10 protein-coding genes are annotated in these 13,966 nt (G+C 43.5%); 9 read left to right on the forward strand and 1 reads right to left on the reverse strand.

Features of this window, described 5'->3' with window-relative positions:
- The first annotated feature begins 7 nt into the window (after positions 1–7).
- The 8 genes from ATB76_RS20395 (at position 8) to ATB76_RS20430 (ending at position 11,268) form a co-directional block, all read left to right on the forward strand.
- Entirely contained in the window at positions 8–298 is a 291-nt protein-coding gene (locus tag ATB76_RS20395) for a PAAR domain-containing protein (protein ID WP_038867681.1), read from the forward strand.
- Positions 299–1,144: a hypothetical protein gene (locus ATB76_RS20400; RefSeq protein WP_061036047.1), complete on the forward strand. Its 846-nt coding sequence runs from the start codon at positions 299–301 to the stop codon at positions 1,142–1,144.
- Positions 1,145–1,153: 9 nt separating this feature from the next.
- Positions 1,154–5,443, forward strand: a complete 4,290-nt coding sequence (locus ATB76_RS20405; protein ID WP_061036048.1) for a polymorphic toxin type 15 domain-containing protein — start codon at positions 1,154–1,156, stop codon at positions 5,441–5,443.
- 1 nt (position 5,444) lies between these two features.
- On the forward strand, positions 5,445–6,116 hold the full coding sequence (locus ATB76_RS20410) for a GAD-like domain-containing protein (RefSeq protein WP_240538048.1): 672 nt from the start codon (positions 5,445–5,447) through the stop codon (positions 6,114–6,116).
- Positions 6,117–6,261: 145 nt separating this feature from the next.
- On the forward strand, positions 6,262–6,594 hold the full coding sequence (locus tag ATB76_RS20415; protein WP_240538049.1) for a hypothetical protein: 333 nt from the start codon (positions 6,262–6,264) through the stop codon (positions 6,592–6,594).
- Positions 6,595–6,676: 82 nt separating this feature from the next.
- Positions 6,677–6,925 carry a hypothetical protein gene (locus ATB76_RS20420; RefSeq protein ID WP_042606079.1) on the forward strand — a complete coding sequence of 83 codons (249 nt, stop codon included), beginning with the start codon at positions 6,677–6,679 and terminating at the stop codon, positions 6,923–6,925.
- 137 nt (positions 6,926–7,062) lie between these two features.
- Positions 7,063–8,199: an exonuclease SbcCD subunit D gene (locus ATB76_RS20425; protein ID WP_042606078.1), complete on the forward strand. Its 1,137-nt coding sequence runs from the start codon at positions 7,063–7,065 to the stop codon at positions 8,197–8,199.
- A gap of 12 nt (positions 8,200–8,211) precedes the next feature.
- Complete coding sequence (locus ATB76_RS20430; RefSeq protein WP_061036051.1) at positions 8,212–11,268, forward strand: SMC family ATPase; 3,057 nt, start codon at positions 8,212–8,214, stop codon at positions 11,266–11,268.
- Between the two features lie 101 nt (positions 11,269–11,369).
- On the opposite strand, the gene ATB76_RS20435 is transcribed toward ATB76_RS20430, so the two are convergent.
- Entirely contained in the window at positions 11,370–11,750 is a 381-nt protein-coding gene (locus ATB76_RS20435) for a cystatin domain-containing protein (protein ID WP_061036052.1), read from the reverse strand.
- A 375-nt stretch (positions 11,751–12,125) separates the two neighbouring features.
- Here ATB76_RS20435 and ATB76_RS20440 point away from each other — a divergent pair, with 375 nt between their 5' ends.
- Positions 12,126–13,811 (forward strand): immunoglobulin-like domain-containing protein, encoded by a 1,686-nt coding sequence (locus tag ATB76_RS20440; RefSeq protein ID WP_009702818.1) that lies wholly within the window; start codon positions 12,126–12,128, stop codon positions 13,809–13,811.
- The last annotated feature ends 155 nt before the right edge of the window (positions 13,812–13,966 follow it).

Genomic DNA, 13,966 nt, shown 5'->3' on the forward strand with positions numbered 1-13,966 from the left:
AAAGCAAATGGGAAAACCCGCTGCTGTCTTAGGAAGTCATCACGTCTGTCCAGCTAAAACCGGAAAAGTACCTCATCAGGGCGGCCCTGTAGCGATAGGTTCTGCAAACGTAAAAATTTCAGGTATTCCAGCTGCGAGGCAAGGCGATAAGCTAGTATGCGTTGGACCTCCTGATAGTGTTTCTTCGGGCTCCTCCAGCGTTAAGATCAATGGAAAACCGGCAGCCAGACTAGGAGACTCTACTGCCCATGGTGGAAAAATTGTCGCTGGCGTCACTACGGTTTTAATTGGGGGATAAATGCCGATCATATTTGACCCTGTTTTTTGTGTACTAAACGGAAGAGAATTCTCTATTGAACAATATGCTAACAACACACTTAACGTGTCTGATGATGCTATACGTGTAAAGAGTCATGCCAATAATTTGGAAGATAGGGTTCAATCGTTACTCGAGAATCTTAGTCATCACATTCATGGTTTTGACATTCAAGCGCCGGTGTGTGTGTTACTTCCTCGGGTATCATGCAAGTCAGTGCTGAAGCGTATTTCCTCCGTTATTTTGTCGTTGTTTAATCTTGAAGCTAATCCACTTATTCGTTTCTATCCGTATGGTGAAGCGTCGCTCTTAATGGCATTGAGTCAATTGGAAGAGCTTAGTCATCAAAACACAGTTCCATGGATTATTGCGATCAACCTTGCACAGAGTTCAAGCAGCAAGTTTGATGTATATGATTCATTAGTTGTGGCGCGTTGCGTTGCGGTTAAAGAGGGGCTTAACGTTCGGACTCAATCAATAGATCTCGAACTTACGCCATTAAATACGGCGACAGATAATATCGTTCGGCAGTTAGGCAACGCTTCTGAACAAAGCTTTGATGAACTCTTATTGTCTATAGGAATTGAAGAAGAGCCACAATGGCTCAACTCGATTCACTTTTTGTCTTCATGGATTAGTGCGGAGACTCGATACATCTTTTCCGATTCCCGAACAGGCCCTTTAGGGGCGTGTGGTGGTCTTCTAAAAGCACTCTCTCTCTGTCATCGACAACGCGTTAAACATGTCGAGAACTTTCAAGTCTTACAAGTGGATATAGAGACTCAAGGCTATGCCATTGGCACGATTTTCAATTGGTGTAGTGAGTAAAGATTTAAAATGAATTCACAAAGGATTGTTAAGCTCACAACGCTGGACGGCGAAGCCTATTTGTTTTCTTCGCATCAACCCCCATTTGGTAAACAGGAACGATTCACGTCTGTCAGAGCGGCTGAAATCTTTGTCGAACGTTTTTATTACTCTGCGTTTGATGAACTCAGAGAAATTGCGTCTTGGTCTACTGCGACCACGTATTTCTCCGCAGAGATGAAAGAGCTCACTGACGAGGACCTTTATAAGCGTATTGCTGAGAGTTTATTTGAGCAATCGTTGTTCGCCTTTCAGACACCTCAACAAGCGCCTAGTACCTATTACCCCCCAACAGAGATACCTACTGATCTAATTGCCAAGACGAACGATAAAAAAGCAAAGTCGACAGATGACAGTCCTCATAAAAGCGAGAGTAAAAGTAGTGATACTCCCCAAAATGAGAGCAGTAAAAAACATGCAAAAGCAGGTGATCCTGTCTCTTTGGTAACGGGCGAAGAAAACTTAACACTAACTGATGTGCGACTACCTTTCGGCTTAGTGTGGCAGCGGACTTACCGATCTTCGCTTTCTGATAAAAATACAGGACTTGGTTTTGGTTGGCGACATATCTTCCAGTATGAACTGAAGGATGTACTGGATGAGAAAGAACAGATTATTGGCTGGCTCTTTGTAGATGAAATGGGAGACTCCATCTTATTTCCCCCTGTTTCTAAAGGAGGGGTGAGTTACCAAACTTATACCGATTCGACTTGCCAATATCATCCAAATGGTTATCGATTGGTTACGATAAATGGCAGTGTACAAGTCAAGTTTGTTCAAGTAGAGGAGCTCTGGTTAGCTAGTGAGATTCGACTTGGGCTCATGAAAACGGTAAATCTAGAATATTCACGTAATCACCGTATCACCCAAGTAAACGTCAATCGACAAGCAAAACTTGAATTACAATATAACAAGCAAGGATTACTTGTTGAAATACGCCATCCTACAACCCTAGCTACTCTAGCTGAGTATCAATATGACCGTACCTTTTGTTTAACCAGGGCCACGGATGAACATCGGCAAGCAGAATCTTATCAATATAGTGATACCTGTTTACTAACTAGACGAACACGTGCAACAGGATTTTCGCATTATTTTGACTGGATAGGTCGAGGCGTGAGTGCTAAGTGCGTAAGTAATTGGGCGGATGATGGCGCGTATCGATATACTTTTGAGTTCCAACCGACTCAATCGACTGTTGTCGATCCGAGAGGTCATGCATGGCGATACAAACACAATGAACAAGGAAAGTTGCTTGAGCGTGAAAGCCCTGAATCAAGACGCTGGGTATATGAATATGATTCGAAAGGGCACTTGGTAAATGAAGTATCACCGGATGGCTGCTACGTCACTTACGCCTATAATCAATTTGGGCAACTAAAAAACAAACGGCATTCTTCAGGTGCAACGGAACATTTTGACTATGATGAATTCGGTTGTAGTACGAGACATCAGTTGCCTGACGGTGAAACCATTGAAAACCAATTTAACGCGCTCGGCCAACTGGTTTGGCAACAAAGTAAAGAAGGTAAACAAGAGCGATACCGATACGATAAACATGGCCGCTTAGTTGAAAAGGTTATTGACGCTGGCGCATGTGTTCAATGGTGGTGGGATGATGAGCATCAACTTAGAGCGAAGAAAACCAATAAAAGTCTCTTTCGCTACAGTTATGATGAACATGACCTTGTAAATGGAATCGCTTATCCGGAAGGTCTTGTCTCCGGCTTTGAGCGCAATCAAAATCGTCTACTTACCCGTCTGTATTTTCAGAATTCGAAAGATGAAATTTTACGCGAACATCGATACGAATATGACGACTACGGCCGTGTCAAACTTATCAGTACACCGAGAGGGGAAGTAGAGATCAATTGGAGCAGCCTTGCTCAACCTGTAGAGGTTTTTAAACAAAATAAAAGCGTCATGTCGTTTTCTTATGACGAAGAAAGGAACCTTAAAACTATCGAGCGTTCCGATGGTTGTAAGTACGAATTTGCATATACACCTGATGGACAAATTCAGTCGACGATAAACTTCGACCAAATACATACAAGTTATACCTACGATAAGGCTGAGCGACTAAGCAAGATTAGGCGCCGGACTAACCAAGTTAGCTTTCGTTATGATGACCTTGGGCGAGTCGTCAATATTCGAGCAATTGGAAGCGGAAAGGGAGTAGAAAACCATTTCCAATATAGCTTAGGCGGTAAACTAATCAACGTGCATAATTGCTTCTCGATGTCTTCTTATACCTATAAAGATACAAAATTGGTAAGTGAACAGCAGGGACGCTATTCCTTCCACAACAGATATCTTAATAACGGTTTACTCCAGTCCCAATGTTATAGTGACGGTACTGAAATCTCCTACCAATACGACGAGTACGGTGTGGTGTGTTCCATTTCTATTCAAGGGGGGGCGCACACCACAATACAGTTTAAATACGATGACTTACAGCGAATAACTCGTATTCAGTATGGCACTAAAGGGGAAACAAAAGAGTTTGATGGATTAGGAAGACTAAAGCGTCAAATATGGGAGAGTTTGGAGCGAAAGTATCATTACAACGCACAGCATCTTTTATCTCTTATCGTCGACAGTGAGAAGGGGCCCCAACATTATCAATATGATGACCTCGGCCATTTAGAAAGGGTAAAGACGCAAACCTCTGAGGAGTCATACATCTATGACAGTTTTGGCAACTTTAATGATGAAGGTGCACAGCTAGAATATGACCGCCTTGTTGAATACCATGGCGTCAGGTACGACTACGACGAACTAGGTAACAGAACCAGTAGTCAAGGTAATGGATTAGAGCAGCGCTGTACTTACGATGCTAAAGGGCAGCTAATTTTTGTCGAGAGCGAAGGGCGTTTATGTCAATTCGAATACGACGCACTAGGCCGAAGAATCAAGAAAATCAGTGAAAATGGCACCACTGAATTTATTTGGCAAGGAAGTCATTTAGTCGGCGAGTATTCTCGTTCGGGTTATCGGTGGTATCTATATCAACCAAACAGTTTTGTTCCGCTTGCTCTTATTGAAAACGGTGAGTGTTATTTTTACCAATGTAATCAAATCGGAACCCCAGAACGTTTGGTGGACTCTAAAGGGCAGGTAGCTTGGCAAGCAGCATACGATACCTTTGGATTTGCTCACGTTGAAATCGAGACGGTTAAAAACAACCTTCGCTTACAGGGGCAGTACTTCGATATTGAGACTGGTCTGCACTACAACTTAGCACGCTACTACGACCCTCAAATAGGTCGATTTATCCAACCCGACCCCCTAGGGCTGCTTGGTGGAACCAACCACTATCAATTCGCACCAAACCCTGTCTCGTGGGTTGATCCTCTGGGTTTATGTGCAAAAGAGGATGCGCATACAGTTCTAGCAGGGCATAACGATAATGCACCGGAGAGGATGGTCTACGAAAAAGCAGCGGTTAATATTTCTGGGCCAACGATTGAGGAACTTATCGCAGATCCGACTTTACAGGGTATTAACGCTGTAAATATCGATCCAATATCGATGATGGTCGAAGGGATTGAAGATATGATAAATGCAGGGAACGCATTTATCGATAATCCTTCATTCTCTACTGCAACGAGTATGGCTATCACCGCAATACCAGGCAGATATGCGGAAAAAGTTGTCGATGAACTGCCGCTGAAAAAACTCGATAACGCCATGGTGAAGTCTTTGAGCACCATGAAGCGATTTAAAGTGCCTTGTTTTGAACCTGGGGCAACGATTAAAGGCAAGTTCAAAGGCAAAGAGCGTGAATTGGAAAGTCATTTTGCTCGCCAACTAAGGCATCAAGAAGCGGGTCTTAATGACTTGACCGTGGGGGAATACATCGAAAATCGCAATCGTTACAAAGAAATGAAACGAGCGGGAACGGGTATGGCTCAGGAGGATTTCAGAAAGCAGTTTTCTCGTCAATTGAATAGTTCGCTAGCTGAAAGCTTTAAGTTGAAGATGAGCCCTATGGACGCCAAAAAAGCGGCGAAACAAAGAACATCTGAGATTATGGATAACCTTGCGGCTTTGCATGATCCAGATATGATTGCAGGCGGGGCTGACAAGGTGAATAGGATGGGGAATAAAAGGGTTAACTCCTCAATTGGCTCTCAGTGGCGCACAAAGTCGCGCTTAACTCAGATGGATGAGCAAGCACAACGTGCATTTGAAAACCTAGGACCAGATGCCAAAATGAATGTTTCGCTGGAGCGCTGCCCATTACGTGGAATTAAATAAGATGAATGACGAATATTTTGAAATGTTTATAGAAGAGTTTGGCGAGCCGACCGAACATATTCAGGCAACTGACCAACAAGTTGAAGCATATCGAGGCATACTTCCAGATCAGCTACTTAAATACTGGCAAATGGTCGGTTTCTCTGGCTTTAACGATGGTCTATTCTGGATCACCAATCCCGCAGAATTTGAAGATGTGCTTGAATCTTTTCTTGACGATACAGAGTTCGCACACTTTGACAATTACCATGTGATCGCTCGAAGCGCCTATGGTCAACTCTATTTGTGGGGAGAGCGAACAGGTGCGTCACTCGATATAGCGACACACTTAAATTGGATAATGACAAATCAAGGACACGCAAAAGACATTTCTAAAGGCGATGCTAATATTGCAATTCAAAGCTTTTTCGGTTTTCAAGATAAAGAATATATAGACGTAGAAGTTAGTTCAAAACCTCTCCTTCCGTCTGCGATTAAAAAACATGGTCCAGTGGGTAAAGAAGAAGTGATGGTGTTTACCCCTTACCTATTTATGGGGGGCAAGAAGTCCGCAGATGCTATGACCAAAGAAGATCTACATGTATTTTTACAGGTTATGGTGGATTTAGGGGGAGCCGAAATTATCGATATGGCGTCAATGGTCGGCAATGTCCTTAAAAGTCACAGAGAGTAACCCGTCCTGCATAGCAAAACTCAAGCTCACGCTTTGTGGGCTCTTTTGTTTACCCAGTATCGATCTAGATAGATATCTTTTAAACAATCAGTTTGGCTGAATAGTGATCACACACAAGGCAAGAGTTCTTAGCTTAAACTCAGATATGGAAGAAGAAGTTACGCTTGAAGTTAATGGTGTCGAATTAACCTGTTTTGCCGGGGGGGGGGCCTATGAATTGTATATTGGGCAAGCATATCCCGTTACATTTGAAATGTTGGATTTTGAATTAACAGAGCAGGAAAGTGCAGACGAAACTAGTATGACAAGGGTCGATAGTACCTATGCTTATAAGCTATTAGGTAGACTAAACGGTGGGACCATAGACGCTGGACTTAAGATTTGTGATGATTTTTTAGAGTCTGATTATGCATATTTGGATGGTCAGTTTATTTGTCTCTGTGTCGAGCGGTTGGACGTAGAATTTTTAGATAGGTAAACCGAGTGCTTAGGGCATGTTCTTTGCTCCCAAATAATGATCGGGTTTGTGCAAATAAATTAGGCAAAGGATATAAACGCAAATGAATAATGAAAACTCTACACTAGTTCGCTTTGTTATGAATGTTGATAAATTGAAAAAAGTACCTCATCAATCCTATAGCCTAGATGGACTGAAAAATGGTGAGTGTTTGTGTGTGGTCAATCAAGATGATTCTTGGCAAGTTGTATACAACAGTCAAGGAAGAATTACGTCTGTAACTGAATGTCAAAATGAAGAAGATGCGTATGAGGAACTATATCACCAAATCTCAGATGCTTATGGTTGGTAGATTTTAAGTGCGCACAATTAGCTCGTTTTTACTTTAACTCCAGCATACGCCACAAACCACATGAAAAGCTTACGAACTCACGATATCCTAGGGGGATAATAAGATAGCGCCATGTAGATGGCAGAAAGTGAATTCGAATGAAGTTTATCCATACCTCAGATTGGCATCTTGGCCGACAGTTTCATAACGTCTCTTTACTTGACGATCAGCAAGCCGTTCTTGACCAGTTAATCCAATACATTGAAAACAACCCTGTTGATGCAGTGGTAGTTGCTGGTGATATTTATGACCGTTCTGTCCCACCAACCATTGCGATTGAGCTACTTAACAAAGTAGTGAAGCGAATCTGTGGTGAGCTAAACACGCCGATGATTTTGATTTCTGGCAACCATGATGGTGCAGAGCGCTTGGGTTTTGGTTCAGAACAAATGAAAAACGCGGGTCTTCACATTATCAGTAACTTCGAAGACATGCTTATCCCTGTTGTTATTGAAACCGAAAGCGCAGGGCAAGTTGCTTTTTATGGCATGCCTTATAACGATCCTGAGCAAGTCCGTTTTGCCTATCAAGAACCCGTTTCGACCCACGATCAAGCGCACAAGTTACTTGCCGAGAAAATCACTGAGCAGTTCCAACCAGAGCAACGCAACGTGTTAGTCAGCCACTGCTTTGTCGATGGTGCCATTGAGTCTGAATCTGAGCGTCCACTTTCGATTGGTGGTTCTGACCGCGTCAGTCACGAGCATTTCCTTAACTTCGATTATGTAGCGTTGGGGCACTTGCATCAGCCGCAGAAAAAAGGCGAAGAGTACATTCGTTATTCTGGCTCACTGATGAAATACAGTTTTGGTGAGCAAAACCAGAAGAAAGGTTTCACGCTGGTGGAAATTGACCAAAACGGGTTTGTCTCGGCAGAGCACATTAACCTTGCTGCACCTCATGAGATGCGAATCGTTGAAGGTGAGCTTGAACAAGTGATAGAGCAGGGCAAAACCGATCCGAAAAACGAAGACTACTTGTTGGTACGTTTGATGGATAAGCACGCAATCTTAAACCCAATGGAAAAGCTACGTACTGTTTACCCGAATGTTTTGCACCTAGAAAAACCGGGCATGTTAATTGGTGTCGAGCAGGAGATGGCGCAAGCGAAGTTGGCGAGAAGTGAGATAGACATGTTCCGAGACTTCTTTTCGGAAGCGCAAGACAGCCAATTATCGCAAGATCAAGATCAAGCGATCAGTGACATCATTAAACAACTTTCCCAGCAGGCTTAGTAAGGACCAAACATGAAACCCATTAAACTGACAATGCAGGCTTTTGGTCCGTTTGCTCAAACAGAAACGATTGAATTCGACAAGCTGGGAACTAACCCTCTGTTTCTTATCAACGGTCCTACTGGTTCGGGTAAAACCTCGATTCTCGATGCGATTTGTTTTGCGCTTTATGGTGAAACAACGGGTAACGAGCGCCAAGGTATTCAAATGCGTTGCGATATGGCAGCGCCAACGTTATTGACCGAAGTGACGCTAGAGTTCTCTTTGCACGGCAAGTCTTATCGAGTGATTCGCTCACCAGAACAAGAAGCACCAAAGGCGCGTGGTGAGGGCATGACGGTGCGTAAGCATACCGCAGCTTTGTATGAGATTACGGACGAAGAAAAGCTCATCACTAGCAAAACAACGCAAGTAAAGACAGAGGTGACCAATATTATTGGCTTGAACGAAACTCAGTTCCGCCAAGTGATGGTGCTACCACAAGGTAAGTTCCGAGAGTTGTTACTTGCGACGTCCAAAGAGCGTGAAGAGATATTTGGTCAGCTATTCCAAACGGATATCTACAAGAAGATTGAATATGCGCTGAAAGATAAAGCGAGTGCCATTAGCAAAGCCAAAGACGAGTTTGACAACCAGATTCGAGGCGCACTGCAGGTAGCTGGTGTTTCTTCAGAAGCGGAGTTGACAGAGCAGCGCGAAGCCTTATCTGTTCAATTTGAATCTGTACAAAAGCAAGAGCAAGAATCTCTGGCGCAATTAAATGCGGTAAAAACGGAACTGCAAAAAGCAGAAGCGCTGAGCAATGAGTTTAAAAAGCGCGAGCAAGCCGAAGTTGCATTGAAGCAACATATGGAACAGAGCGATGCTGTCTCATCACGTCAATTGCAGTTAGACAATGCGAAGAAGGCAAGCAAGGTTGAGTTGCCTTATGTCACGTTACAAAATGCCTCAAAGCAAACGCAAGAACTTGAGCAAAAGGTGGCTAAGCTATTTCAAGATCTTACTGTGGCAAATGACGCGGTAAAATCCAAAGAAGGCGCACTGCAAACCGCGAAAGAACAAGCTGCACAATTGCCAAAACTGACAGAGCAGCAATACCAACTTGAAGGCATGAAAGGAAAGTTGGTTGAAAAGTCAGAGTTAGAGAAAGCCATTAACGCAGGTTTGAAGCAAAAATCCGAGTTTGAAGCAACGCTTAAGAAATATATCGCTCTGAAAGAGAAGTTAACGCTAGAGGCGCAACAAGGTCATAAGTTACTGGATCAAGCTCGAGTCGATGTTGCAAGTATTGGTAGTGTAGAGGCTGAGATAAAACAGCAACAACGTTTGATGCAAGACCTACAGAAGCTTACGGGCTTAAACCAAGAGCTAGCGAAATTGGATGCATTGACGCCCAGCAAACAAGCTTCGGTTGACCAAGCTAAAGCGCGATACGTAGAACTTCAACGCTCAGCTGATACACTTGAATTGAACTGGCATAATGCTCAAGCCGCTGTATTGGCTCAGCGCTTACAAGCCGGTGAAATGTGTCCGGTGTGCGGTAGTGTAGAACACCCTCAACCCGCTCAATTTGTTGGTGAAGAGGTCACTAAGGATCAAGTTCAAAACGCTCGAAATATAGAGCGAGAAGGGCAAGTTGCGCTTAACCAATTGAACAATCAGTTGGAGCAGCACAATATCGCAATCGGACAATACAAGCAGCAGATTGAGCAACTATCCGCTGAACTCGGCCAAAGCGCATCCATGGATTTAAGCGCGTTACAAGCGTCCATACAGCAACTCAATGAACGTCTACAGCAATTGTCATCGATTAACTTGGTTCAGTTGGAACAAAGCGTCAATGAGTTAAACCAGCGTTGTGTTACTGGGGAAGGTAAGATCAATGATCTGCAAAACCAGATGGCAGCGAATGAATCGACGGTAAAAGTGAACCAAGAGCAACTGGCTAAACTGTCTGCTTCGTTAGATGCCAAGTACTCATCTCTTGAAGTTCTTAAGCAAGACATTGCTGCGATTCAAAAACAGATTACCGAGTTAAATACCGCATTCGAGTCTGCACAAAACCATTTGCAACAAGCCGTGCTGGCGAAGAGCAATATTGAAAGCCAACTGACAACCAATCAACAGTGGTTGAATGAGGCACTAGAGCGTTTGAACACAGCCAAAACTGATTGGGCGCAAGCGTTGCAGGCGAGCGCATTCGAGGATGAAGCGCAATTCCTAACAAGTAAAGTTGATGAAGCTGAGATGCAGGTTTGGCAGCAAGAAATTGATGCGTTCAAACAGACTCAAATCAAGCTAGAACAAACATTGGCAGATTTGAGTTCAACATTGAAAGACTTGGCATTGCCTGATTTAGATGACCTTAACGTTAAGTTAAACAGTATTCAGCAAAGTTACGTTGAAGCGCGTAATCAGCTTGATAGCACGCGCTCTCTGTTTGAACGTCTAGAGAAAGTCCGTAATGACATCGCGACGTTACATGACAAGAACACTAAGTTAGAAGACGAATACAAAGTGTTTGGCACCTTGTATGACGTTGCAAGCGGTAAAACGGGTAGCCGTATCAGTCTGCACCGATTTGTCCTTGGTGTGTTATTAGACGATGTATTGATTCAAGCCTCACAGCGTTTAAGTCTGATGAGTAAAGGTCGTTATATCTTGGCTCGTAAAACTGAAGGCTTTAAAGGTGCTGCAGGACGAGGCTTGGATTTGGTAGTAGAGGACAGCTACACAGGTAAAACGCGCGATGTTGCGACGTTATCAGGTGGTGAATCTTTCATGGCAGCGTTGGCATTAGCGCTCGGTCTATCTGATGTTGTGCAGTCTTACAGTGGCGGTATTCGCTTGGATACGCTGTTTATTGATGAAGGTTTTGGCAGCTTAGATCCGGAATCTTTGGATCTTGCGATTCAAACCTTGGTCGACTTACAACAAACGGGTCGCATGATTGGTGTGATTTCTCATGTATCCGAGCTGAAAGAGCAAATGGCGCAACGCATTGATGTCGAACCGTCGCGACTTGGTTCTACAGTTTCTGTGAAGTCTCAGATGGCATTTGATTCTTAATCGGTAAAGGTAAACGGTACCGATAAACATTGATAAACAAAAAGCCCAGCTAGATTACGGTGTAAAATAGCGGGGCTTTTGAGTTTTCAGTTTCGAAGCATTTATTGTTCGCAGAAACGACCTTCTTTCGGTGATTGCGTAATCGCATATTCACCATCAAGATTGCGGTAAACAACCGCGTTCCAAACTGAACCGTCATTCAATTCAAACTCTATCGCGTAGTTCACACCACTCACAATTTGTGCATGAACGGACAAGATCTGTTTAAACGAAGAGAGAGGTTCCATTTTATTTAGGACAAAGGCCATTGCCTTTTGAGCGTCTGGGGTAGCATCAAATTCGTTCCACCCACCTGGCATATTTTCTTGTGTACTACATACATCTGCCGAGGTTGTTGACTGTGTCGCTTCATCTTGAGTTTTTTGCTGACATCCGACAAGCAAAACCAAGATTGCGCAAGCTGACACTGTTTTTAATTTCATAAAAATAACCTCTATTTATGTAAGCCCGCATTATATAAGTTGGCGTTCCAGCCCAATGTCTACGTTGTGCAAACTTTTTATATGAACAGGGTTAAATCCTGATTAAATCGTTGCGAGCGAGCTCCAAAAAATAGATATTGGTTAACTTTTTGCCTAATTTTGCTAGTAAGTCACGCTTAAGAGCGAACGCTAATTTCCTATTCATTTTGCGTCGTGAATTAAGATCACAATTATAAAATAGACTTGGAAAACATAACTTTGCACGTGTATCTGTTTTCGCAATACAGCCATATAATCCAATAAAAATTCATTAAGCACTAATATAAAGTGCTGAATGATTGTTGTGATGAAGCAAAATGGATGAGAGGTAACACGATGAAGCAAAAAGCGCTATATCTAGCAGTAGCATTGGGTTTGAGTGGTCTTTCAAACGTAGCATCCGCTAATGAAATGGTGAATCCAGATGGCGGTGTTGTAGTCGGTTATTGGCATAACTGGTGCGATGGGGCTGGTTACAAGGGCGGTAATGCGCCGTGTGTGACGCTGGATGAAGTTGACCCAATGTACAATGTGGTTAACGTCTCCTTCATGAAGGTGTTCAATACCAGCGAAGGCCGCATTCCAACCTTTAAGCTCGATCCAAATATTGGTCTTTCAGAACAACAATTTATTGATCAAATTAGCGCACTAAACCAACAAGGACGCGCCGTTCTTATTGCGCTTGGTGGTGCAGATGCGCACGTCGAGCTGAAAACTGGCGATGAGCAAGCATTCGCACAAGAGATCATCCGCCTTACTGATAAGTTCGGCTTTGATGGTCTGGATATCGATTTAGAGCAATCTGCAGTAACCGCGTCAGACAACCAAACAGTAATCCCAGCTGCACTTCGCCTTGTAAAAGAACACTATCAACAGCAGGGCAAAAACTTCCTAATTACGATGGCGCCTGAGTTTCCATACTTAACAGAAGGTGGCAAATACGTTCCTTATATTACTGGATTAGAAGGGTACTACGATTGGATCAACCCTCAATTTTACAACCAAGGTGGTGATGGTATTTGGGTTGAAGGTGTGGGTTGGATTGCACAAAACAATGATGCGCTAAAACAAGAATTCATTTACTACATTTCAGACTCTCTATCGAACGGTACACGTGGTTTCCATAAAATTCCGCATGACAAATTGGTGTTTGGTATTCCATCTAACATTGATGCAGCAGCAACGGGCTTTGTACAAGATCCTCAAGATCTTTACGACGCGTTTGACCAACTTAAAGCGCAAGGGCAGGCACTTCGTGGCGTAATGACATGGTCAGTTAACTGGGATATGGGCACCAACAAGAATGGTCAGGCGTACGGTGAAAAATTTGTGAAGGATTACGGTCCGTTTATCCACGGTCAGACTCCACCACCGCCAAGTGAAGGCGAACCGGTGTTTAGCGGCATCAACGATGTTCGAGTGCATCACGGTAGTGCATTTGATCCGTATGCAGGTGTTACCGCATCTGATAAAGAAGATGGAGACCTAACTAACAGCATTACTGTCGAAGGTTCAGTTGATGTGAACACCGTTGGCACTTATGTTTTGGTTTACAGTGTAAAAGACAGCGACAACAATGAAACCAAGCAAAGCAGAACGGTTGTTGTTTACAGTCTTGTGCCTGAGTTTGAAGGTGTCGCGGATACAACTATCCAGCTTGGTGATGCATTTGACCCAATGGCAGGTGTAAAAGCCACGGATGCAGAAGACGGTGATTTGACTGATCAAGTTCGTGTAGAGGGCCGTGTAGATGTGAACGTTCTAGGCGTCTACAACTTGGTTTACCGCGTAACGGACAGTGCTAATCAAACTACGACAGCTCAACGCTCTGTGATTGTTTCTGATGGCAGCAGTTACCCTCCGTATGAATCTGGAAAAGCGTATGAAGCAGGTGACATTGTCACAGGTTCAGATGGCAACTTGTATCAATGTAAACCATGGCCATACACGGGGTGGTGTTCAAATCCTTCTTATGCGCCAGGTGAAACCGTTTATTGGTCAGACGCATGGGATAAGTTGTAATTAGTTCATTTGTAAGCCTCCTTCACTGGCTGTCTCTTATACACAAATCCCCAAGCTTGTAGCTTGGGGATTTTTTTTGAACTCTTTCAAGTGTGTGTGATCTGATCACTTAGTAATCCTTACTGAAACACTAAGATGACACACTCAGACGCTAA

The organism is Vibrio sp. MOR3 (assembly GCF_001557775.1).
GTDB classification, from domain to species: domain Bacteria; phylum Pseudomonadota; class Gammaproteobacteria; order Enterobacterales; family Vibrionaceae; genus Vibrio; species Vibrio jasicida.